23 protein-coding genes are annotated in these 22,940 nt (G+C 65.6%); 7 read left to right on the forward strand and 16 right to left on the reverse strand.

What is annotated here, in order from left to right:
* Nucleotides 1-105 precede the first annotated feature (105 nt).
* From ppk1 to bioD, 7 genes are all read left to right on the forward strand, one after another.
* Nucleotides 106-2,193 carry a polyphosphate kinase 1 gene (gene ppk1, locus L6Q67_RS16730; protein ID WP_296571918.1) on the forward strand — a complete coding sequence of 696 codons (2,088 nt, stop codon included), beginning with the start codon at nucleotides 106-108 and terminating at the stop codon, nucleotides 2,191-2,193.
* A gap of 109 nt (nucleotides 2,194-2,302) precedes the next feature.
* Nucleotides 2,303-3,589 (forward strand): fibronectin type III domain-containing protein, encoded by a 1,287-nt coding sequence (locus L6Q67_RS16735; RefSeq protein WP_296571920.1) that lies wholly within the window; start codon nucleotides 2,303-2,305, stop codon nucleotides 3,587-3,589.
* A gap of 93 nt (nucleotides 3,590-3,682) precedes the next feature.
* Entirely contained in the window at nucleotides 3,683-5,014 is a 1,332-nt protein-coding gene (gene bioA / locus L6Q67_RS16740; RefSeq protein ID WP_296572133.1) for an adenosylmethionine--8-amino-7-oxononanoate transaminase, read from the forward strand.
* Entirely contained in the window at nucleotides 5,007-6,191 is a 1,185-nt protein-coding gene (gene bioF, locus L6Q67_RS16745) for an 8-amino-7-oxononanoate synthase (protein WP_296571923.1), read from the forward strand. Before bioA ends, bioF begins: the two co-directional genes overlap by 8 nt.
* On the forward strand, nucleotides 6,188-6,922 hold the full coding sequence (locus tag L6Q67_RS16750; protein ID WP_296571934.1) for an alpha/beta fold hydrolase: 735 nt from the start codon (nucleotides 6,188-6,190) through the stop codon (nucleotides 6,920-6,922). Before bioF ends, L6Q67_RS16750 begins: the two co-directional genes overlap by 4 nt.
* The gene (gene bioC / locus L6Q67_RS16755) at nucleotides 6,915-7,691 is read left to right on the forward strand and encodes a malonyl-ACP O-methyltransferase BioC (protein ID WP_296571939.1); all 777 of its coding nucleotides are present in this window, start codon (nucleotides 6,915-6,917) and stop codon (nucleotides 7,689-7,691) included. Before L6Q67_RS16750 ends, bioC begins: the two co-directional genes overlap by 8 nt.
* Nucleotides 7,688-8,356 carry a dethiobiotin synthase gene (gene bioD / locus L6Q67_RS16760; protein ID WP_296571941.1) on the forward strand — a complete coding sequence of 223 codons (669 nt, stop codon included), beginning with the start codon at nucleotides 7,688-7,690 and terminating at the stop codon, nucleotides 8,354-8,356. Before bioC ends, bioD begins: the two co-directional genes overlap by 4 nt.
* Here bioD and L6Q67_RS16765 read toward each other — a convergent pair.
* The 16 genes from L6Q67_RS16765 to tsf are packed head-to-tail and all read right to left on the reverse strand — an operon-like array spanning nucleotide 8,345 to nucleotide 22,917.
* Complete coding sequence (locus L6Q67_RS16765; protein ID WP_296571944.1) at nucleotides 8,345-9,130, reverse strand: RNA methyltransferase; 786 nt, start codon at nucleotides 9,128-9,130, stop codon at nucleotides 8,345-8,347. The genes bioD and L6Q67_RS16765 overlap by 12 nt on opposite strands.
* Nucleotides 9,131-9,132: 2 nt before the next feature.
* A complete protein-coding gene (locus L6Q67_RS16770; protein ID WP_296571946.1) occupies nucleotides 9,133-9,588 on the reverse strand; it encodes a CopD family protein in 456 nt (151 codons plus the stop codon).
* A complete protein-coding gene (gene rnhB, locus L6Q67_RS16775) occupies nucleotides 9,585-10,193 on the reverse strand; it encodes a ribonuclease HII (protein WP_296571949.1) in 609 nt (202 codons plus the stop codon). The genes L6Q67_RS16770 and rnhB overlap by 4 nt, the downstream gene beginning before the upstream one ends.
* A gap of 54 nt (nucleotides 10,194-10,247) precedes the next feature.
* Entirely contained in the window at nucleotides 10,248-11,399 is a 1,152-nt protein-coding gene (gene lpxB / locus L6Q67_RS16780) for a lipid-A-disaccharide synthase (RefSeq protein ID WP_296571952.1), read from the reverse strand.
* 3 nt (nucleotides 11,400-11,402) lie between these two features.
* Nucleotides 11,403-12,179: an acyl-ACP--UDP-N-acetylglucosamine O-acyltransferase gene (gene lpxA / locus L6Q67_RS16785; protein ID WP_367171649.1), complete on the reverse strand. Its 777-nt coding sequence runs from the start codon at nucleotides 12,177-12,179 to the stop codon at nucleotides 11,403-11,405.
* Nucleotides 12,176-12,607, reverse strand: coding sequence for a 3-hydroxyacyl-ACP dehydratase FabZ (fabZ, locus tag L6Q67_RS16790; RefSeq protein ID WP_367171650.1), 432 nt, complete (start codon nucleotides 12,605-12,607; stop codon nucleotides 12,176-12,178). The genes lpxA and fabZ overlap by 4 nt, the downstream gene beginning before the upstream one ends.
* Nucleotides 12,608-12,612: 5 nt before the next feature.
* Entirely contained in the window at nucleotides 12,613-13,641 is a 1,029-nt protein-coding gene (lpxD, locus tag L6Q67_RS16795) for a UDP-3-O-(3-hydroxymyristoyl)glucosamine N-acyltransferase (RefSeq protein ID WP_296571958.1), read from the reverse strand.
* A gap of 12 nt (nucleotides 13,642-13,653) precedes the next feature.
* Nucleotides 13,654-14,148: an OmpH family outer membrane protein gene (locus L6Q67_RS16800; protein WP_296572139.1), complete on the reverse strand. Its 495-nt coding sequence runs from the start codon at nucleotides 14,146-14,148 to the stop codon at nucleotides 13,654-13,656.
* A gap of 47 nt (nucleotides 14,149-14,195) precedes the next feature.
* Nucleotides 14,196-16,487 carry an outer membrane protein assembly factor BamA gene (gene bamA / locus L6Q67_RS16805; protein ID WP_296571960.1) on the reverse strand — a complete coding sequence of 764 codons (2,292 nt, stop codon included), beginning with the start codon at nucleotides 16,485-16,487 and terminating at the stop codon, nucleotides 14,196-14,198.
* Between the two features lie 6 nt (nucleotides 16,488-16,493).
* Nucleotides 16,494-17,858 (reverse strand): RIP metalloprotease RseP, encoded by a 1,365-nt coding sequence (gene rseP, locus L6Q67_RS16810; protein ID WP_296571963.1) that lies wholly within the window; start codon nucleotides 17,856-17,858, stop codon nucleotides 16,494-16,496.
* Nucleotides 17,859-17,863: 5 nt separating this feature from the next.
* Nucleotides 17,864-19,057, reverse strand: coding sequence for a 1-deoxy-D-xylulose-5-phosphate reductoisomerase (ispC, locus tag L6Q67_RS16815; RefSeq protein WP_296571965.1), 1,194 nt, complete (start codon nucleotides 19,055-19,057; stop codon nucleotides 17,864-17,866).
* A 4-nt stretch (nucleotides 19,058-19,061) separates the two neighbouring features.
* Nucleotides 19,062-19,886, reverse strand: coding sequence for a phosphatidate cytidylyltransferase (locus L6Q67_RS16820; RefSeq protein WP_296571968.1), 825 nt, complete (start codon nucleotides 19,884-19,886; stop codon nucleotides 19,062-19,064).
* Complete coding sequence (uppS, locus tag L6Q67_RS16825; protein ID WP_296571970.1) at nucleotides 19,879-20,667, reverse strand: polyprenyl diphosphate synthase; 789 nt, start codon at nucleotides 20,665-20,667, stop codon at nucleotides 19,879-19,881. The genes L6Q67_RS16820 and uppS overlap by 8 nt, the downstream gene beginning before the upstream one ends.
* 53 nt (nucleotides 20,668-20,720) lie before the next feature.
* On the reverse strand, nucleotides 20,721-21,278 hold the full coding sequence (frr, locus tag L6Q67_RS16830; protein WP_296571973.1) for a ribosome recycling factor: 558 nt from the start codon (nucleotides 21,276-21,278) through the stop codon (nucleotides 20,721-20,723).
* A 10-nt stretch (nucleotides 21,279-21,288) separates the two neighbouring features.
* Nucleotides 21,289-22,005 carry a UMP kinase gene (gene pyrH / locus L6Q67_RS16835; protein ID WP_296571976.1) on the reverse strand — a complete coding sequence of 239 codons (717 nt, stop codon included), beginning with the start codon at nucleotides 22,003-22,005 and terminating at the stop codon, nucleotides 21,289-21,291.
* A gap of 15 nt (nucleotides 22,006-22,020) precedes the next feature.
* On the reverse strand, nucleotides 22,021-22,917 hold the full coding sequence (tsf, locus tag L6Q67_RS16840) for a translation elongation factor Ts (protein ID WP_296571979.1): 897 nt from the start codon (nucleotides 22,915-22,917) through the stop codon (nucleotides 22,021-22,023).
* Between the last annotated feature and the right edge of the window lie 23 nt (nucleotides 22,918-22,940).

The raw sequence follows: 22,940 nt of genomic DNA on the forward strand, positions 1-22,940 counted from the left end.
GCCCCTCCGACCCACCGGAATCAGTCCCCGGCGCCCCATCGTCATCTATCTGAAACACTAGCGTCACATACTTCGGCTCAATCCGGACGATCACTAGGACGACGCATGCCCCACCACCAATCCGACCGCCACTTCAGCACCGATCACTTCATCAACCGGGAGCTGTCGCTGCTTCAGTTTCAGCGCCGTGTGCTGGCCCAGGCGGCCGACACGACAGTCCCGCTGCTCGAGCGGCTCCGCTTTCTGTGCATCGTCTCGAGCAACCTCGACGAGTTTTTTGAAGTGCGCGTTGCCGGCGTCAAGGAACAGCAGCGTCTCGGCAGCCTCGCCCTGACCACCGACGGCCTCAGCCCGAAGGAGCTGCAGGCTCGGATCAGCCGCGAGGTGCATAGCCTCATCACCGACCAGTACAACCTGCTCAACAATACGATCCTGCCGGCCCTGGCCACCGAAGGCATCATCTTCCTGCGTCGTTCCGTGTGGACGGACGCCCAGCACCTGTGGGCGCGGGAGTATTTCGTCCGCGAGGTGATGCCGGTGCTCACCCCAATCGGGCTCGACCCCGCCCACCCCTTCCCGCGGGTGCTCAACAAAAGCCTCAACTTTGCCGTCGAACTCGAGGGCCGCGACGCCTTCGGGCGCAGCTCGGGGGCCGCCATCGTCCAGGCACCCCGCGCCCTGCCCCGGGTCATCCGCCTGCCCAAGGAGCTGACCGGCGTCGATTACGGCTTCGTGTTCCTGTCGTCGCTGCTCCATGCCCACGTGGGCGAGCTATTTGAAGGCATGAACGTGCTGGGTTGCTACCAGTTCCGGGTCACCCGCAACTCCGACATGTTCGTGGACGAGGAAGAGGTCAAGGATCTGCGCGTCACCCTCAAGGGAGAACTGCAGCAGCGCCACTACGGCGATGCGGTGCGTCTCGAGATCGCCGACAACTGCTCGGAGACCATGGCCAGCTTCCTGATGACCCAGTTCGAGCTGGGCCGGGACGACGTCTATCGAGTACCCGGCATGGTCAACCCGGTGCGCCTCAACCAGGTGCCCGACTGGGTCGAGCGCCCCGACCTCAAATATCGACCCTTCCGCCCTGCCCGGCCCCGGGGGCTCGAGAAACACGAGAACATCTTCCGCGCCATCCGCCGCCAGGACATCCTGCTGCACCACCCCTTCCAGAGCTTCGAGCCGGTGATCGAACTGCTCAAGGCCGCCGCCGACGACGCCGACGTGGTCGCCGTCAAGATGACCGTGTACCGCACTGGCACCGACTCCGTGCTCATGGAACATCTTGTCCGCGCCGCCCAGAAAGGCAAGGAAGTCACCGTGGTGCTGGAGCTGATGGCCCGCTTCGACGAGGAAGCCAACATCAGCTGGGCCGCCCGTCTGGAAGAAGTGGGTGCCCACGTGGTGTATGGCGTGTTCGGCTACAAGACCCACGCCAAGATGCTCCTGCTGGTGCGCCGCGAGGAAGGCACCCTGCGCCGCTACGCCCACCTGGGCACCGGCAACTACCATCCGCGCACCACCCGCTTCTACACCGACTTCGGCCTGCTCACCGCCAACGAGGAGATAGGAGCCGACGTGGCCGAGGTTTTCAAGCAGCTCACGGGGCTCGGCCAGGCCGGCCGTCTGCGTCATCTGTGGCAGGCGCCCTTCACCCTGCAGCCCAACGTGGTGCAGGCCATCAAGGATGAAGCCGAGATCGCCCGGGCCGGACGCAAAGGCCGCATCATCGTCAAGGTCAATGCCCTGCTGGAGCCGGAGACCATCGAGGCCCTCTACGAGGCCTCCCAGGCCGGCGTCGAGATCGACGTGATCGCCCGCAGCGTGTGCGCCCTCAAGCCTGGCGTGCCGGGCCTGTCCGACAACATCCGGGTGCGCTCCATCGTCGGCCGCTTCCTCGAGCACCACCGCATCTTCTACTTCGGCGCCGATGGCGCCGACAAGCTCTACCTGTCCAGCGCCGACTGGATGGAGCGCAATTTCTTCAAGCGCATCGAGGTGGCCTTCCCCATTCTCGACCCGAAAGTGAAACGGCGTGTAATGAAGGAAGGCCTGCGCCCCTACCTGGGCGACAACTGCCAGGCCTGGGAGCTGGGCAGCGACAATCAGTATCGGCGCAAGAACCCCCGCACCACGCGGCGTTCGGCCCAGGAGATACTGCTCAAGGAGTTGTGCGGGGTGGCAACGGGCTGAACACCACCCGGGACCAGCCCGGCATGAGGGGCGCATGCACGGGAGCGGAATCACGCCCCCGCCCTGTTGTAGAATCCGGGATCGCTCCATTCACTGATGGTCTTCCCCCATGTTTCTGCCCCGCCGCCGACTGATTCTCGCCACCACCCTCAGCACCCTGGTCCTGGCCGCCTGCGGCGGCGGAGGCTCTTCCGCCCCCGCCCCGTCCAACGTCACGGTCGTGGGTGGTGACACCCAGGCCTTCATCAACTGGACCGCCGAAGCCGGTGTCGAGTACTGGCTGTGGTTCAAGGCAGGCACCACCGTGTCGCCGGGCGAGAAGACCGCCAGCTACCGCCTCAAGGTTTCGCCGCCCTACGTTCTGACCGGCCTCACCAACGGCACCGAGTACGCGTTCTCCATCAACGCCCGCAAGGGTGGCGGCGAAGGTGGCCCCGGCTCCACCCCGGTCACCGCCACCGTCGGCGCCGCCGGCACCGTATGGCATGCAGGCAACGCTCTGGGCAGCGGCCTGACCCTGCGCGGCGTGGCCTACGGCCTGTCGGCCAGCGGCGCCAGTACCTACGGCTATGTGGCGGTCGGTGACGGCGGCGCCCTCTTCCGCACTCCCGACACCACCGAGGAGCGCAACTACATCTCCACCTCGCCCCTCACCTGGATCGCCCCCACCGGCACCCTGGTGAGCAGCAGCATCGACCTCAAGGGCGTGGTCTATGCCAGCAGCCTGGCCAAGTACGTGGCCGTGGGCAGCGGCGGCAATGCCGCCTACAGCTCCGACGTCAACAACTGGACCACCGTGACCAGCGCCGGCACCGGCACCACCCAGACCCTCAACGCCGTGGCCACCAATGGCGGCACGGTGGTGGCCGTGGGTGACAACGGCGCCCTGCGCTACTCCAACGACGGCATCACCTGGAACGCCACTACCGTCACCCCGGCGGTCACCGCCAACCTGCGTGGCGTGACCTACTCCACCAAGGGCCTGTGGGTGGCCGTGGGCAGTGGCGGCACCGTGCTCACCAGCACCGACGCGGTCAACTGGACGGCCACCACCCAGTCCGGCGATCTCACCGCCGTGGCCACGGTGGCCACCACCGCCAACAGCGTCACCACCTACACCTTCGTCGCCGTGGGCGCCGATGGCACCGTGCTCACCAGCACCGACGGCAGCACCTGGAGCAGCACCGTGCTGAGCGGCGCCCTGTACGCCGTTTCCGCTGCCACCCGCCTGGTCGCCCTGGGCAGCAACGGCAACATCTTCACCCGCGAGCTCACCGGCAGCACCTGGACCGCCCAGACCTCGCCCATCGCCGGCAGTACCATGTACGGCCTGATCAACGCGCAGAACATCATCACCGCCGTGGGTGGCAGCAGCGCCAGCATCTACGCCTACTGACCCCAAGGCCAGGCTGCCCGCAGCCGGCCCCCGAGTGGAGCCGCCATGACCTGGCCGCTCCACTTTTCACTTCCGAGCACCTCCGATCACGCCATGTCGTCCCGCCCGCACAACGCCCGCTTCCTCGACCGCTCCCTCGCCGCGGTGTGGCACCCCTGCACCCAGATGAAGCACCACGAGCAACTGCCCCTCATCCCCATCTCCCGGGGTCAAGGCGCCTGGCTGTTCGACATGGACGGGCGGCGCTACCTGGACGGCATCAGTTCCTGGTGGGTCAATCTCTTCGGCCACGCCAACCCGCGCATCGGCGGCGCCCTCAAGGCCCAGCTCGACACCCTGGAGCATGTGATGCTCGCCGGCTTCACCCATGAACCGGTGGTCGAACTCTCCGAGCGCCTCGCCGCCCTCACCGGTCACCAGCTTGGCCACGCCTTCTATGCCTCCGACGGCGCCTCGGCCACCGAGATCGCCCTCAAGATGAGCGTCCATTACTGGCGCAACCTGGGCCGGCCCGGCAAGAACCGCTTCCTCAGTCTGGCCGGCAGCTACCATGGCGAGACCGTCGGCGCCCTGGCTGTCACCGACGTGGCCATTTTCCGCGACGCCTACGCCGACCTGGTGCGGGGCGGCAGCTGCATCCCCAGCCCGGACGCCCGCCAGGCCGAGGCCGGCGAGACCGCCGCCGACGTGGCCCGGCGCGCCGCCGCCGCCCTCGAAGCCCACCTCGAGGCCCACGCCGACGAGACCGCGGCCCTCATCGTCGAGCCGCTGGTGCAGGGCGCCTCCGGCATGGTCATGTACGACCCGGAATACCTGCGCCTCGCCCGCCAGCTGTGCGACCGCTACCAGGTGCACCTCATCGCCGACGAGATCGCCGTGGGCTGCGGCCGCACCGGCAGCTTCTTCGCCTGCGAGCAGGCCGGCATCTGGCCCGATTTCCTGCTGCTCTCCAAGGGCATCTCCGGCGGCTATCTGCCCCTGTCCATCGTCCTCACCACCGACCGTGTCTTCGAGGCCTTCTACGACGACGACACCGCCCGGGGCTTCCTGCACTCCCACTCCTACACCGGCAACCCTTTGGCTTGCCGGGCGGCCCTGGCCACCCTCGACATCTTTGCCCAGGACGACGTGATCACCGCCAACCGCCCCAGGGCAACGCGCCTCGGAGAGGCCTTCCATGGCGCGGTGGGCGCACACCCCCGGGTCCGCCACCTGCGCCAGCAGGGCATGATCCTGGCCTTCGACGTGGCCGACGCCCCCGCCGGCTTCTCACGGCGCTTCTTTACCGAGGCCCTCGACCGCGAACTGCTGCTGCGCCCCATCGGCAACACGGTCTACACCATGCCGCCCTACATCCTGACCGACGACGAGATCGACCTCCTCGCCAGCCGCTGCGCCGCCGCCCTGGAGGCCAGCCTTGGCTGAGCCCATCGACCCGCTGGACGAACTCCGCGCCGGCCTCGACGCGCTCGACACGGCCGGCCTGCGCCGACGCCGGCGCATCGTCACCACCCCCTGCCGGCCCGACACACGCCTGGCCGACCGGGACGGCGCCGTGCTCGCCTTCTGCTCCAACGATTACCTGGGCCTGGCCGCCGAGCCCGCCATCGCCGCGGCCCTGCGCCAAGGCAGCGAGCGCTGGGGCAGCGGCTCCGGCGCCTCGCACCTGGTCAGCGGCCACTACGCCGCCCACGAAGCCCTCGAGCAGCGCCTCGCCGCCTTCACCGGCATGGACGACGCGCTCTACTTCTCCACCGGCTACATGGCCAACATCGGCGTCATGCCGGCCCTGGTCGGGCGCGGCGACGCCATCTTCGCCGACAAGCTCAACCACGCGTCCCTGGTGGATGGCGCCCTGCTCTCCCGGGCCGAGCTGATCCGCTACCCCCACTGCGACCTGGGCGCCCTGTCGGCCCGGCTGGCCGCCTCCAGTGCCCCGCGCAAGCTCATCGTCACCGACGGCGTGTTCAGCATGGACGGCGACATCGCCCCCCTGCCCGAACTCCTCGCCCTGGCCGAAGCCCACCAGGCCTGGCTGCTGGTGGATGACGCCCACGGCTTTGGCGTGCTCGGCCCGCAAGGGCGCGGCTGCCTGGCCCACTTCGGCCTCGCCTCGCCGCGCCTCATCTACATGGGCACCCTGGGCAAGGCCGCCGGCGTGTCCGGCGCCTTCGTGGCCGGCCAGCGGGACGTGATCGACTGGCTGCTCAACAAGGCCCGCAGCTACATCTTCACCACCGGCGCCCCTCCCATGCTGGCCGAGGGCCTGCTCACCGCCCTCGATCTGATCGAGCAGGGCGATGCGCGCCGCGCGCATCTGAATGCACTGATCGCCCGCTTCAAGGCGGGTCTGAGCCTGCAGCGCTGGCAGCTGCTGCCCTCCGACACGCCCATCCAGCCCCTGGTGATCGGCGACAACCACGAAACCCTGGCCGTGTCCCGCGCCCTCGACGCCGAAGGCCTGTGGGTACCGGCAATCCGCCCACCCACCGTACCCAAAGGTGAGGCGCGCCTGCGCATCGTGCTGTCGGCCGCCCACAGCGCGGAGCAGGTGGATCGGCTCGTGGATACCCTCAAGCGCCTGGAAGCCACACAAGCATGACGCGCCCGATCGTTCTTCTGCATGGCTGGGGGCTGTCATCGGCAGTCTGGGCGCCGCTGCAGCACGCCCTCGACCCGGCCCTGAGCGTAGGCGCCATCGACCTCCCCGGCCATGGCAGCGCCACGCCCGTTGGTCCGCGGCTCGAAGACTGGGCCGACGCCGTGCTGGGGCAACTGCCCGAGAACTGCCTCGTCGTCGGCTGGTCCCTTGGTGCCCAGCTGGCCCTGCACCTGGCCCACCACCACCCGGCCCGCATCGACCGGCTCGTCCTCATCAGCGCCACGCCGCGCTTCGTGCAGGCCGACGACTGGCCGGCCGCCATGCCCGCCGCCACGCTGGCCGAATTCCGGCACAGCTTCAATGCCGACCCGGCAGGCACCCAGCGCCGCTTCATCGCCCTGCAGGGGCTCGGCGACGGGCGCCGGCGCTCCGTGCTCAATGCCCTCGGCAGCGCCGTCACGCCGGCGGATGACGCCCACCGGGCAGCCCTGGCCGACGGCCTGGGGCTGCTCGAAAGCACCGACCTGCGCAACCTCGTGCCGGAGATCCGCCAGCCTGTCCGCCTGCTCCATGGCGCCGTTGACACCCTGATGCCCGCCGCCGCCGCCGAATGGCTGGCCGACACCCTGCCCGATGGGCGCCTGAGCGTCTTTTCCGATACCGGCCACGCCCCCTTCCTGTCCCGCCCCCTGGACTGTGCCAGCCTGATCGAGGGGTTCGCCCGTGACTGACGCACCGGCCCCCAAGCGCGCCGTCCGTGCTGCCTTCGACAAGGCAGCCGACGCCTACGACGCTGTCGCGGCCGTTCAACGCAGCGCCTGCGACCGCCTGCTTGACATGGTCTCGGCACAAACATTCGAGCCCCGGCGCATCGTCGACGCCGGCAGTGGCACCGGCTACGCCCTCGCCGGCCTGCACCGGCGCTTTCCCGCGGCCGAGCTGATCGCCCTCGACTTTGCCCCGGCCATGCTGCGCCGCCAGCCCCCCGGTTTGGCCCTGCCCCTGTGCGCCGATCTCGAGCGGCTGCCCCTGGCCGACGCCAGCGTCGACGCCCTGTGGTCCAGCTATGCCCTGCAGTGGTGTCACCCGCGCCGCGCCCTGCCCGAGCTGGCACGCAGCCTGCGCCCCGGCGGCCAGCTGTGGGTCGCCACCCTCGGCCCGGGTACCCTGCATGAACTGCGCGACGCCTTCCGGCTGGTGGATCAGCATGAGCACGTGCTGCCCTTCCAGGCCCCGGAAGTGCTGGAAGACGCCGCCGAAGACGCCGGGCTGCGCATCCTGGCCAGCGAACGGGACACCCTCCAGGCCTGGGCTCCCGATCTCCGCGGCCTGCTCGCCGACATCAAGACCCTCGGTGCCCACCAGACCGGCGCGCCGCGCCGCCCTCCCCTGGGCAAGACGGCCTGGAACAAGCTGGTCAAGGCCTACGAGATGCACCGCACACCGGCGGGTCTGCCCGCCTCCTACGACACCCTCTGGCTCCTCGCGGAAAAGACATGAGCGCCTACTTCATCACCGGCACCGATACCGAGATCGGGAAGACCTTCGTTACCTGCACCCTCCTCCACGCTGCCCGAGCCCGCGGCCTGAAAGCCGTAGGCATGAAGCCCGTGGCGGCAGGTGCCGAAATGATCGGAGGCGAGCTTATCAACGAAGACGCGGCCCGCCTGCGGGCGGCCGGCAGCTTCGATCCCGGCCTGGCCCTGCTCAACCCCTACTGCCTGAGCAGCCCGATCGCCCCGCACATTGCGGCGGCCGAAGAAGGCGTGCTCATTGAGCCGCAACGCATCCTGGAGGCCTTTGATGCACTCACCCGTCAGGCCGACGTGGTGCTGGTGGAAGGTGTGGGTGGCTTTCGCGTACCGCTGGCTGCCGGCTACGATACCGCCGATCTGGCCTGTGACCTGGCCCTGCCGGTGATCCTGGTAGTGGGCATGCGCCTGGGCTGCATCAACCATGCCCTGCTCACCGCCGAGGCCATCCAGGGCCGCGGCCTGCGGCTGGCGGGCTGGATCGCCAACCAGGTGGACCCCGCCATGCTGCGCTTCCAGGAGAACCTGGACGCCCTGCGCTTGCGCATGGAAGCGCCCCTGCTCGGCGTGGTTCCCTTTCAGGCCGACGGCGAAGCCGCGCGGGCCGCAGCCAGCGTCAGCCTACCGGCCTGAACGCCGCTGGCGCAGCTGCTCGAACAGGCACACCCCGGCAGCCACGCCCACATTCAGGGACTCCATGCCCCCCGGCATCGGGATCCGCACCCGCCGGGTTGCCAGGGCCGCCACGGCGCCGGACAGGCCCTGCCCTTCCGAACCGAACAGCCAGGCCACCGGCGCCCGCAGGTCCAAGTCGTAAAGCTCGACCGCGTCGCGCAGATCGGCAGCCAGGATCGCCCCCGGGAAGCCAGCCAGTGCCGCGGCGACATCACAGCCCTCCCAGAGACGCAGCCCGAAGTGGGCTCCCATCGCAGCCCGCAACACCCGCGGCGACCAGGCCTGGGCACACCCCGGTGTGAGCAACACATCCCCCACCCCGACCGCAGCGGCCGTACGCAGGATGGTGCCGAGGTTGCCCGGGTCCTGCACCCCGTCGAGGACCACGCAGGTGTCCACCGGGAGCGGCCCCTCCGGCATGGCCGGCACGGCGATCCGGGCCAGCACGCCACTGGGTGAATCCACGGGGCTGATATGGGCGAAGACCCGCTCGGGGACTTCAATGAGGGCATCCGGGGCACAGCGCTGCAGCAGGGACGCGATTTCCGGCTGGGCCTTGCCACTGTCACTCACCACCACCTGCAGTGGGGCGAAACCCCGTGCCAGCGCCACCTCCAGGAGATGGGCGCCATCGAGCAGCGCCTCCCCGGCCCTGCGCCGGTCCCGAGCCGAGGTGGCCAGGGCATGCAGGTGCTTGATCGCCGGATTGTCGCGGGAGGTGATCAGCTTCACGATCAATAGGCCAGGCCGAGGGTGGCCAGGGCCACGGTGAATGCCCCCAGGGCCAGGTTCAGCGTGACCCGCTGGCGGATCAGATTGAGCGCCTGCGCCCCCTGGGCCCAGCTTTCGGCGGCGACCGCCTGCTGCAGGGCCCGCCAAGGGCCGAACCAGATGCTGGCGAAGATACCCGCCATCAGCAGGCCGATGGCCGCCATGACGTGCCATGCACGGGGCGCCTGGGCAAACCCCACCTCAAGCAGCATCGCAAAGCCCGACACCACGATCGCCGCAATGCTCACCCACACCACGGGGAAGAAACGCCCCAGCACCGCGCGCCACAAGCCAAGCCTCTGGGCAGGTGGCAAGGCGAGGGCTGCAGGACGCAGGCAGAAGTGAGCGAAGGCCATTCCGCCAACCCAGGTCACGACGCCGGCCAGATGGACGAACAGCAGAAAATGATGGAGCTTCACAGACAGTCCTCGTCAGTCCATAGGGGAGGATTGGCCACGATGGCATGCACGGGCGCAAAGCTGCGCCGGTAGATTTCGCACACGCCATGGGCCTTCAGCGCGGCAAGGTGGGCCGGGGTCGGGTAGCCCTTGTGGCCCGCCAGCCCATACTGGGGATACTGCTTGTCCAAGGCCACCAGCAGGGCATCCCGCGCGGTCTTGGCCAGGATGGATGCGGCCGAGATCTCGGGCACCAGCGCATCCCCCTTGACGATGGCCTCGCAGGGCATCGGCAGCTGGGGGCAACGGTTACCGTCCACCGCCACCCGGTCCGGCACCTGCGGCAGCCCGGCCACCGCCCGCTGCATGGCGAGCATGGAGGCGTGCAGGATGTTGAGGCGGTCGATCTCCTCGACGCTGGCCTCGGCAATGCACCAGGCCAGGGCCTTCTCGCGGATCTCCAGGGCCAGCGCTTCCCGGCGCTTTTCGGAGAGCTTCTTGGAGTCGGCCAGCCCGGCGATCGGCTTCGCCGGATCAAGGATGACCGCCGCAGCGACAACCGGCCCGCACAGGGGGCCGCGCCCGGCTTCATCGACGCCGCACAGAAGGCCTGAAGAACTACCCACCGGACGCTCCGCAACATCCTCGGAGGAAAAACACCGCCCCTTCGGGCTGCGTCTTCATCGCCCGCGCCCCTGCAGGTAGGGGAGGATGGCAGCAGCGGCCTTGGCTGCGGTGTCCTGCCGCAACTGCAGATGCATCTCGGTGAAGGTACGGGTCAGCTCGGCCACCTTCTCCTTGTCGGTCAGCCAGGCACTGAGGGCATCGGCAAGGGCCTGGGGCGTGGCAGCATCCTGCAGGATCTCCGGCACCACCTCGCGCCCGGCCAGCACATTGGGCAGACCAACCCAGGGCAGGTAGGCCATCCGGCGCATCAGGCGGAAGGACCACTTGCCCATCTTGTAGGTGATCACCATCGGGCGCTTGAGCAAGGCCGCCTCCAGGGTCGCCGTGCCACTGGCCACCAGCACGGCGTCGGCGGCGATCATCGCGTCAACGGCGTGGCCGAAGAGGATGCGGATGGGCAACTCGATGTTGGCGTGGCGGCGCAGGGCTTCCTCGAACAACAGGCGGGTCTCCCGGGTGGCCAGGGGAACGAGGAAGCGGGCCTCGGGGTGCCGTTCGTGGAGCGCGGCGGCGGTGGCGATGTAAGTGTCGGCGAGGTTGCGCACCTCGGACTGGCGGCTGCCCGGCAGCAGAGCGAACACCGGGACGCCATCGGGGATCTGCAGCATTTCCCGGGCCGCAGCCCGATCGGGCGCCAGCGGAAAGACATCGGCCAGCGGATGCCCTACATAGCTCACCGGTACCCCGGCCGCCTGATAAAGAGGCGGCTCGAAGGGGAACAGGCACAGCATGTGGCTGACGGAGCGGGCGATGCCCTTGAGGCGCCCCTTGCGCCAGGCCCAGATGGACGGGCCGACGAAGTGGATCGCCGGAATCTGCCGGTCTTTCAGGCGCTTCTCAAGCCACAGGCTAAAATCCGGCGCGTCTACACCGATGAAGGCAGCCGGTGGGTCGGCCAGCAGCCGCTTGAGCAGCGTGCGGCGGATGCCGGACAGCTCCCGGTAGTTCTTGAGGGCGTCCACGTAACCGTGGACCGCCAGCTTCTCGGCCGGCCAGAGCGCCTTGAAGCCCTCGGCCTGCATCTTGGGGCCGCCGATGCCGAAGAACTCGGCATCCGGCAGGTGGCGCTTGAGCGCCCGGATCAGGTGGCTGGCGAGGAGGTCACTGGACGCCTCGCCCGCCACCATGGCGATGCGCAGAGCCATGGACTAACGGACGATGCCACGACCGGAGTCGGCAATGAAGTCGGAGAACTGCTGAAGCTCCGGGACATCGGCCGCTGCGGCCGCAATCTGCTTGCGCGCCTCGTCGAGGGTCAGGCCGTTGCGGTAGAGCGTCTTGTAGGCACGCTTGATGGCAGCAATGCCTTCACTGGAAAAACCGCGCCGCTTGAGCCCCTCACTGTTGATCCCGTGGGGTGAGGCAGGGTTGCCCGAAACAGTGACGAAGGGCGGCAGGTCCTGCAGCAGCACGGTGCCGACACCACAGAAACTGTGCGCACCCACACGCACGAACTGGTGCACACCGGTAAAGCCGCCGAGAATCGCCCAATCGCCCACCGACACGTGGCCGGCCAGGGTGGCATTGTTGGCAAAGATGGTGTTGTTACCCACCATGCAGTCATGGGCCACGTGCACATAGGCCATGATCCAGTTGTCGTTGCCGACCCGGGTCAGGCCGCCGTCCTGGATGGTGCCGGTGCTGAAGCTGCAGAACTCGCGAATGGTGTTGCGATCACCGATCTCGAGCCGGGTCGGTTCATTGGCGTACTTCTTGTCCTGGGGCTCGGAGCCGATGGAGCAGAACTGGAAGATACGATTGTCGCGACCGATCCGGGTGTGGCCCTCGATGACCACATGGGGGCCGACCGTCGTGCCCCCGGCAATCTCGACGTGTTCGCCGATGACCGAAAACGGCCCGACCTGCACGTCTGCCGCAAGGCGCGCGCCCGGATGGACAATGGCAGTCGGGTGGATCGTCATCACTTGATCGCGCACATGAATTCGGCTTCGGTTGCCACCTCGCCGGCGACACGGGCAACCCCCTTGAACTTCCAGATATTGCGGATGGTACGAACGATCTCGACCTCGAGCATCAGCTGATCACCAGGCACCACCGGGCGCTTGAAGCGCACGTTGTCCACCGAGGCAAAGTACACCATCGCATCCTTGTCCGGGATCGTGCCCTCGGTCTTGAAGGCCAGCACGGCGGCGGCCTGGGCCAGTGCCTCGATGATCAGGACGCCGGGCATGACCGGATTGTGGGGAAAGTGGCCGGGGAAGAAGGGCTCGTTGATGGTGACGTTCTTGAGGCCCACGGCACGCTTGCCGAGCTCGATCTCGACGATCCGATCCACCAGCAGGAAGGGATAACGATGCGGGATGTACTGCTTGATTTCGTTGATGTCGATGATTTCGCTCATGATTTCTTTTCCATGTCAGCGAGCTTCTTCTCGAGCTCGCGCACCCGTCCGGCCATCGCGTCCAGGCGACGCAGGTGGGCAAAATTACGAATCCAGTCCGTGTGGGGCATCTGCGGCAGCATCGCGGTATACACGCCGGGCTTGTCCACAGACTTGGAAATGATGGTCCCGGCCGACACCACGACGTCGTCGCAGACATGCAGATGACCGGCGATCCCGGCCTGCCCACCCACCATCACCCGGGCCCCGACACGGGTGCTCCCTGCGATGCCGGAATGCCCCGCCATGATGCTGTCGTCACCGATGCTGACGTTGTGGGCGATCTGGATCAGGTTGTCGAGCTTGACGCCGTTACCGATCACCGTATCTCCGAGGGCACCCCGGTCAACGGTGGTATTGGCTCCGATCTCCACATCGTCACCAATCAGCACCCTGCCGATCTGGGGAATCTTGACCCAGTGGCGGTCCGCATCCCGGGCAAAGCCAAAGCCGTCCGAACCAATGACCACCCCCGAATGCAGGATGGCCCGCTCACCCACCACACAGTCAAAATTCACCACGACACCGGGGTGCAGAAGGCTGTCGGCACCGATGCGTGCACCGTCGCCAATCAGGCAGCCAGGCCCGATCACGCAGTTTTCACCGATCACGCAGTTTTCGCCGATCACCGCATTGGCGCCGACGGATACGGAGGCTGGCAGCGTCGAGGCGACCGAAGCACGCGGATGGATGCCCGCAGGAGCGCGCCGCGGCGGATTGAAGAACTGGGCGGCGCGGGCGAAGTAGAGATACGGATCCGGCGTGACGATGCGCGGCCGGTCAGTCAGTTCGACGGCCTTCGGAGCCAGGATGAAGGCCGTGGCCCGACTGGTTTCGAGGGCCTGGCGATACTTGGGATTGGCAAGAAAGGCGAGATCCCCCTCCCCCGCCTTTTCCAGTGTGGCGATCTGCCTGACCACCACATCAGGGTCGCCCAGCAGTTCGCCTCCGAGCCTGCCGACGAGGGCACCAAGAGAGACTTCCATAGAGGCAGGCGCCTACTTCGCTTCGCTCAGGGCCTTGATCACCTTGTCGGTGATATCGATGCGCGGGCTGGCGTAAACGGCTTCCTGGAAGATGATGTCGTACTTGTCGGCCTCGGCGATCTGCTTGATCGTCTTGTTGGCACGCTCGAGCACGCCAGCCAGCTCCTCGTTGCGGCGCTGGTTCAGGTCTTCACGGAACTCGCGCTGCTTGCGCTGGAACTCGCGGTTGAGATCGTTGAACTCGCGCTCCTTGTTGCGGCGCTCGCCCTCACCCATTGTCATGGTGTTCTTCTCGAGCGCTTCCTGCATGCCTTGCAGCTGCTTGGCGATACGCTGGAGATCCTGATCACGCTTCTCGAATTCCTTCTCGAGCTTCTGCTGCGCCTTCTTGGCAGGCGTCGCTTCCTTCATGACCCGATCGGAATTGACGAAGCCGACCTTCACCTCGGCAACGGCCGTCTGCGCAAACGCGGCCAGCAGCACTGCTGCCAGCGTGGAAATGCCAATACCCTTCACTCAAACCTCCATCTGCTTGCAATACGGTTCGGTCGCGATCAGAAAACCGTACCCAACTGGAACTGAAACTTCTGCGTACGATCCCCTTCTTCCTTCTTGAGCGCCTGACCAAGACTGAACTTGAGCGGGCCCACGGGAGAACTCCAGGAGAACGCCAACCCGGCACTGTAACGCAAATCGGAAGCACGGACCTTGTCGTCCGCGGCCCACACGTAGCCCGCATCGGCAAACAGGGACAGCCGCATGGACTTGTCCTTCTGGGAGCCGGGCATGGGGAAATAGTACTCCGCATTGCCGACTACACGACGATTGCCGCCCAGGGAGCGAACATAGCCCGAGCTGTCGGTATAGCGGGGGCCGAGGGTGCTCTGTTCGTAGCCCCGCACGGAGCCGATGCCGCCGGCGTAGAAATTCTTGTAGAACGGGAGTTCCTTGCCATCGTAGCCATGGGCATAACCCACGTCACCGTTCAGCATCAGCGCGTAGCCACCACCAAAGGGAATCCAGTACTGGTGCTGGTAGTTGGCACGGATGTAACGCATGTCGAGAACCGGCGTGGCGACCTCCACCGATGCACGCTGATACACACCCGAAGTCGGGTACAGGAAGCTGTCCCGACGATCCCGGGCCCATCCGGCCGTGGCGAGCAGGCTTCGCGCGGTATCACCGAAGGTGTTCACGAAGTTCACGTAGGGCGCCGGGCTGGAGTCGTAGACCTTGATGGTGGTCTGATCGATGGCCAGGCCGAAATTGATCCGGTCGTCCTCGGCAATCGGGTAGCCAAAACGCACACCTGCGCCAATGGAAGAACTCTTGTAGGTGGCCACCGACAGGGAGGTCGGATCAACGTTGCGCTGGTAGATGTCCCAACCCACGCTGACGCCATCGATGGTCCAGTAGGGGTTGGTGAAGGACAGGGCAACCGTCTTGTTGATCCGGCCGGTATTCACCTGCAGGGTCATGGCGTTGCCGGTACCAAACAGGTTCTGCTGGGAGATCGACGCCGACAGGATGACCTTCTCGGAGCTGGAAAAACCTGCACCGAGCATCAGGTTGCCGGTGGCGCGCTCCTTGACAGTGAAGTTGGCGTCGACCTGGTCGGTGGAGCCGGTGACCGCCGGCGTCTCGATGGTCACCTCGTCGAAGTAGCCGAGACGGTCGAGACGGACCTTGGAACGGTTGAGGGCCGCACCGTCATACCAGGCCCCCTCCATCTGACGCATCTCGCGACGGATCACCTCGTCACGGGTGCGGACGTTGCCGGCGAAATTGATCTTGCGCACATAGACGCGACGGCCCGGATCGACGTAGAACGTGAACGCCACCTCGCGCTTGGCCTTGTCCACTTCGGGGGCCGCATTGACGTTGGCAAAGGCATAGCCGGCGTTGCCCAGACGATCGCTGATGGCCTTGGTGGTGGCGGTGACGCTGTCCCGGACGAAAGTCTCGCCTGCCTTGAGCTTGATGAGCGCCTGCAGCTCCGCCTCTGGGACCACCATGGTGCCCGCCAGCTTGACGTCGGAAACGGTGTACTTCTCACCCTCGGAGATGCTCAGGGTGATGTAGATGTCCTTCTTGTCCGGCGTGATCGACACCTGGGTGGAGTCGATGTTGAAGTCGAGATAGCCCCTGTTCAGGTAATGGGAGCGCAGGGCCTCGATATCGCCGGAGAGCTTTTGCTTGGAATACTGGTCGCTCTTCGAGTACCAGGTCATCCAGCCGGGCGTGGTCAGGGAAAACAGCTCGAGCAGCTCCTTCTCCTTGAACACCTTGTTGCCGATGATGCTGATCTGGCGGATGCGCGCCGCCTCGCCTTCGACCACGTTGAAGTTCACGCCGACCCGGTTGCGCTCGAGGGGCGTGACGGTGGTGGTGATCTGTACGCCGTAGAGACCCTTGGAAAGGTACTGGCGCTTGAGTTCCTGCTCCGCGCGCTCGAGCACGGCACGGTCGAAAATCCGCGACTCGGCCAGGCCGACTTCCTTGAGGCCCTTCTTCAGCGCTTCCTTGTCGAACTCCTTGATGCCGACAAAATCGACCTGGGAGATGGCCGGACGCTCGTCAAGGACGACGACGATCACGTCCTTGTCCACCTCGATCCGGACATCCTTGAAGAAACCGGTGGCAAACAGCGCCTTGATCGCCTGGGAGGCCTTGTCGTCGGAAAACTGCTCACCGACCTTCACGGGCAGGTAACTGAATACCGTCCCGGCTTCGGTGCGCTGGATACCTTCGATACGAATGTCTTTGACGACGAATGGCTCAAAAGCCAATGCGGGTGAGGCCGCGAAAAGCGCAGCGATCACCCCGGGAAGAAGCTTGGATTTCATCCGATTTCAGCTAGCAACAAGGCGGTTGATGTCGTTGTAGAAGGCGAAAGCCATTAGCGCTGCCAGCAGGGCCATGCCGATCTGCTGGCCGATTTCCATAACCCGCTCGGAAACCGGGCCGCCCTTGATGATCTCGATCACATAATACAGCAAGTGCCCCCCATCAAGCACCGGCACCGGGAGCAGGTTGAGGACCCCGAGACTGATGCTGATCAGCGCCAGGAACTTGATGTAATGGGAAAAACCCATGCGCGCCGACTGCCCGGCGAAGTCGGCGATGGTCACCGGGCCGCTCAGGTTCTTCACAGAAACCTCGCCAACAATCATGCGCCCCATCACCGAAAGACTGAGCGCTGCGGTGTCCCAGGTCTGACGCAGCCCCTTGCCGAGCGCATCGAGGGCATCGTAGCGGACGGTCACGAACATCATGTCGCGCCTGCCCTCAGCGTCAGCCACGCCGACGCCGATGCGCCCGATCGGACGGCCGTTCTCCTCGACCGACGCCGGGACGATGCGGGTCACGACGGACACGCCATCCCGGAGCACCTCCATCTCCAGGGATTGGCCCGGCGCCTCGCGAACCGCCATGACCAGCTCGGTCCAGTCAGTCACGGCCTTCTCACCGATACGGACGACCCGATCCCCGGAACGCAGGCCTGCGACCTCAGCGGCCCCGCCGGGACTGAGCTTGCCCAGCACGGGAGGCAGACTGGGACGCTGCAGCGTCAGCCCCACCTGGGTGGCAATGTCCTGCTTGTCCTGATCGATGGTAGCCACACTGAGATCAAGCTTGCGGAAGGCAATCTCGCGGGCATCGTTGATGGTCTCGACCACAACGACTCGCTTGTCCAGCGCGTCATTGATCAGCTCCCAGCGAAACTCCTGCCAGGTCTGCACAGGCCGGCCGTCAACACTGCGCACCACATCGCCATCGGCAAACCCTGCTTTCTCGGCCAGGCTCGCAGCGACCGGTGCGCCAAGACGCGGTCGCAACTCTTCCACGCCGCCGGCGTACACGCCCCAGTACAAGGCGATGGCCAGGGCAAAATTGGCCAGCGGCCCGGCCGCGACGATGGCGATCCGCCGCCACACTGTCTGCCGGTTGAAGGCCCGGTGCTGCTCATGAGCCGGCACCGGCGCCTCGCGTTCGTCCAGCATCTTGACGTAGCCCCCCAGCGGAAAGGCCGACAGCACCCACTCCGTCTGATCCGGGCCAAAGCGGCGCATCAGCAGCGGTTTGCCGAACCCCAGCGAAAACCGCAACACCTTGACACCACACAGGCGCGCCACGCTGTAATGGCCGAACTCGTGAACGACGATCAGGATCCCGAGCGCAAGCAGAAAGGGCAGGACGTAATCGAGCAGACCCATGCCACTCACCTGACCAGCCCCCGCACCAGGCCACCCGCGATCTCCCGGGCCTGCCTGTCCGCCTCGAAGACAACCTCGAGGGAGTCCGCCCGACGGGGCACAAACGCATCCAGCGTGCCAGCGATGACTCCGGCGATGCGGTCGAAACGCAATCCGCCTTCCAGGAAACTGGCCACCGCGACCTCATTGGCGGCATTGAGCACCGCCGGTGCAACGCCGCCCTCCTCCAGCGCCCGGTAGGCCAGGGCCAGGCAGGGGAATCGCAGCAGGTCAGGCCGCTCGAAATCCAGCCGGGCGATCTCGAACAGGTCCAGGGGACGCACCCCCGCATCCACCCGTTGCGGATAGGCCATGGCGTGGGCAATGGGCGTCCGCATGTCGGGATTACCGAGCTGGGCGAGCACCGACCCATCGGCATACGAGACCATCGAATGAATCACGCTCTGGGGGTGAATGACCACCTCGATGCTCGCTGCCGGCAAACCGAACAGCCAGTAAGCCTCGATGACCTCGAGGCCCTTGTTCATCATGGTGGCCGAATCGACCGAGATCTTGCGCCCCATCACCCAGTTGGGATGGGCGCAGGCCATCTCGGGTGTCACCGCCGCAAGCTCTTCCAAGGGCTTGCAGCGGAAAGGCCCGCCGGAGGCCGTTAGCAGGATGCGATTGACGCCACTGCCATGGAGACCACGCTCGAAACCGGCCGGAAGGGCCTGGAAGATGGCGTTGTGTTCACTGTCGATGGGGAGCAGGCTGGCGCCTGCGGCGGCCAGCTCCTGCATGAAGAGCGCACCGGACATCACCAGCGCTTCCTTGTTCGCCAGCAGGATGCGCTTGCCGGCCCTGGCCGCCGCAAGGGCCGGCACAAGCCCGGCGGCGCCGACGATGGCCGCCATGACCATGTCCACTTCCGGCGCCGAGGCCACATCGGCCAGCGCCGCAGCCCCTGCCAGCACCTCGGTGCAGCAGCCTGCGGCATCGAGCCGGGACTGGAGGGCAGCGGCATCCTCCGTCCTGTCGAGAACCGCATAGGCGGGACGGTGGGCCAGACACTGCTCGAGGAGCTTGTCCACCTGCCGATGGGCAGTGAGGGCAAACACACCGAAAAGATCCGGATGACGTGCCACCACATCCAACGTGCTGACGCCGATGGAACCGGTGGCACCGAGCACCGTTACGAGTTTCCTGCCTTGGTTCATGACTTCAAAGCGCCATCCAGAGCGTCACCAGGCCGGCTATCGGCAGGGTCGACGTAAGACTGTCGATACGATCAAGCACACCGCCGTGACCCGGCAGCAGACTGCCACTGTCCTTGACCCCCGCCTGCCGCTTGATCAGTGACTCGAACAGGTCGCCGATGATGCTCACTGCAGTGAACGCGATCAACGCAGGCACCGCAAGGAGATAGCCCCTCGCGGTAACGCCGTGCCCCAGGTAATTCAGACAGATCAGACCAAAGATCACGACCCCGACCACGGCCCCGTAGGCGCCCTCCCAGCTCTTGCCGGGACTGATGGACGGGGCCAGCTTGCGACGACCAAAGGCGCGACCGGTGAAGTAAGCGGCGATGTCGGCGACCCACACGGCGGCCATCACGCCCAGCAACAACCATGGACTGAGCAGGCGGAGATGGGCGATGGCCAGACTGGGCGGCAACAGCAGCACCAGGCCCACCAGCGCTGCCGCACCCTGCCCCGGCAACTGCCAGCGGGACCGTAGCCAGAATGGCACGCACAGGATCCAGAACAGGGCGCTGACCGCATACACCGGCGCGAGACCGAAGGGCGCCACCGTCGCATCACTGTGCAAACCGGCCACCGCGCCGGCGGCCAAGCACAGCGCCCCCAGGATCACTGCATAGAGATGCCTGGCGACACCACCGAAACCAAGCATGGTTGCCCACTCCGAGGCTGCAATGCCACAGATGAGGGATGCGAACAGGAGCCAGCCCGCGGCGGGCAGGAGAAACAGTGCAGCGAGGAGACCTGCGAGCAGGACAAGCGCGGTGATGACCCGCGCCTTAAGCATGATCGGACGCGGTGTCGGGCTTGTCGGAGACGACCTGTTCGCTGGTTCGTCCGAAGCGGCGCTCACGCCCCTGGTAAGAAGCGATCGCCTCGTCCAGGGCAGCCTCACCAAACTCGGGCCACAGCTTGTCGGTGAAGTACAACTCGGAATAGGCAAGCTGCCAGAGCATGAAGTTGCTGATGCGCTGCTCACCGCCCGTCCGGATGAAAAGATCGGGCTCGGGGCTGAAACTGAGTGCCAGATGCGGGGCGAGGTCTTCCTCGGAATAGGGCCTTCCTGACGCATTCCCGGAGGTGGAGATCATCTTCTCCACCGCCTGCATGATGTCCCAGCGACCGCCGTAGTTGGCACAGATGGTGAGGTTCATCTTGCCGTTGTCGGCAGTCAGGGCTTCACCCTCACGGATCAGGGAAACGAGGACATCATCAAATGGCGCCAGATCACCGACGACGCGCAGGCGAATCTCGTTGCGATGAATGCGCTCGATCTCGGCCTTCAGGGACTTCACGAACAACTGCATCAGGAAAGACACTTCGTCTTTCGGACGACGCCAGTTCTCGGAGCTGAATGCAAATACCGTAAGGTACTCGACTCCGCGATCCAGGCAGCTGCGGATCACTTCGCGCAGGGAATCGACACCCTTGGCATGGCCTGCCACCCGGGGCATCAGCCGCTTGCGCGCCCAACGCCCGTTGCCGTCCATGATGATCGCGATGTGACGCGGAACCTCTGCAGCCTCGGGTACGCCCCGCGTGGAGCTGAGAAACGGCAATCGCACCATATCGTATCCGCCTGGAAGAAAAGAAACCGGAAAAGCAGCAACCGACCTGACGGTCAGATCTGCATCAGCTCTTGTTCTTTCTGGACGAGAAGCTTGTCGATCTCGACAATCGCCTTGTCAGTCAGCTTCTGGACATCATCCTGGGCACGACGCTCGTCGTCTTCGGAAATCGTCTTGGCCTTGAGGGCGTCCTTGAGGGCGCCATTGGCATCGCGGCGCAGATTGCGCACAGCGACCTTGGCACCTTCACCCTCGTGCTTCACCACCTTGATCAGCTCCTTGCGGCGCTCTTCGGTCAGGGCAGGCATCGGCACACGGATGACCTCACCCTGAGCGGCCGGGTTCAAACCCAGATCGGAGTCACGGATGGCCTTTTCGACCTTGCCGACCATGGGCTTTTCCCACGGCTGGACACCGATGGTGCGGGCATCGATCAGGGTGATGTTGGCAACCTGACTGATGGGCACCGGGCTGCCGTAGTAATCGACCATCACGTGATCGAGGATGCCCACGTGGGCACGGCCGGTCCGCACCTTGGCGAGATCCTGCTTGAGGGCCTCGATGGAGCGCTGCATCTTGTGTTCGGTAGTCTTCTTGAGCTCGGGAATCATTGCTTCATCCTCAGCAGTAAACCAGCGTGCCTTCGTCCTCGCCCATCACCACCCGCTTCAGCGCCCCACTCTTGAAAAGGCTGAATACATTGATGGGAAGACGCTGATCACGGCACAGCGCGAAGGCCGTCGCATCCATGACCGCCAGATTTCGCGAGATGGCCTCGTCGAAGGAAATCTTGTGGAAACGGGTTGCCGACGGATCCTTCTTGGGATCAGCCGTGTAGATGCCATCCACCTTGGTCGCCTTCAGGACGATGTCCGCGCCGATCTCGGAGCCACGCAGGGCTGCAGCGGTATCGGTGGTGAAGAAGGGATTGCCGGTGCCGGCACCAAAAATGACGACACGCCCCTCTTCGAGGTAGCGGATCGCCTTGCCACGGATATAAGGCTCGACCACCTGGTCGATGCGCAGGGCCGACTGGACCCGCGCATTGACCCCTGCGGCACGGAACGCATCCGCAAGGGCCATGGCGTTCATCACGGTGGCCAGCATCCCCATGTAGTCGGCGGTGGCGCGATCCATACCGGACGCAGCCCCCGCCATTCCACGGAAGATGTTCCCGCCGCCAATCACAATCCCGACCTCGACACCGATGCGGGTCACATCGACCACATCGGTAACGATTCCGGCGACCACCTCGCGGTTGATACCGTAGGCGTCGTCACCCATCAGGGCTTCGCCGGAGAGCTTGAGGAGAATGCGTTTGTAGGCGGGCTGACTCATCGTTGTGCGAACCTCTTACTTCTGGGCTGCAGCAGCAGCCTGGGCGGCCACTTCAGCGGCGAAGTCGGTCACCTTCTTCTCGATGCCTTCACCGACGATGAAGAGGGTGAAGCCGGCCACGGAGGCGTTCTTGGCCTTCAGCAGCTGGCTGACGGTCTGCTTGCCATCCTCTGCCTTGACGAAGACCTGATCCAGCAGGGTCACGTCCTTGAGGAACTTCTGCACGGTGCCTTCAGCGATCTTCTCGAGCATGGCTTCCGGCTTGCCGGCTTCACGGGCCTTCTCGATGGCAACGCGACGCTCGACATCCAGCAGCTCGGCCGGAACGCCGGAGGCGTCCAGGGACTTGGGCTTGGAAGCAGCGATGTGCATGGCCAGATCCTTGGCCAGGGCTTCGTCGCCACCAACCAGGTCGATCAGCACGCCGATCTTGGAACCACCGTGAATGTAGTTGGCCACGGCGCCCTTGGCTTCCACGCGCACGAAGCGGCGGATGGACATGTTCTCGCCGATCTTGCCGATCAGGGCCTTGCGAACTTCTTCAACGGTCTGACCGTTGAGTTCCAGGGCGGAGAGAGCCTCGACATCGGCCGGGTTCTTGGTGGCAACCAGCTCGGCAACATTCTTGACCAGAGCCAGGAAGTCGTCGTTCTTGGCCACGAAGTCGGTTTCACAGTTGACTTCAACCATGGCACCGAGCTTGGCGTCGCCAGAGATGTACACACCAACGATGCCTTCCGCGGTCACGCGGGCAGCGGCCTTGGAGGCCTTGTTGCCCAGCTTGACGCGCAGGATCTCTTCGGCCTTGGCCATGTCACCAGCAGCCTCAGACAGGGCCTTCTTGCATTCCATCATGGGTGCGTCGGTCTTCTCGCGCAGCTCCTTGACCATGCTTGCGGTAATTTCCGCCATGCTTGCTCCTAAATATGTCTATT

It is taken from the genome of Zoogloea sp. (assembly GCF_023150065.1).
In the GTDB taxonomy this organism is placed as follows: Bacteria; Pseudomonadota; Gammaproteobacteria; order Burkholderiales; family Rhodocyclaceae; genus Zoogloea.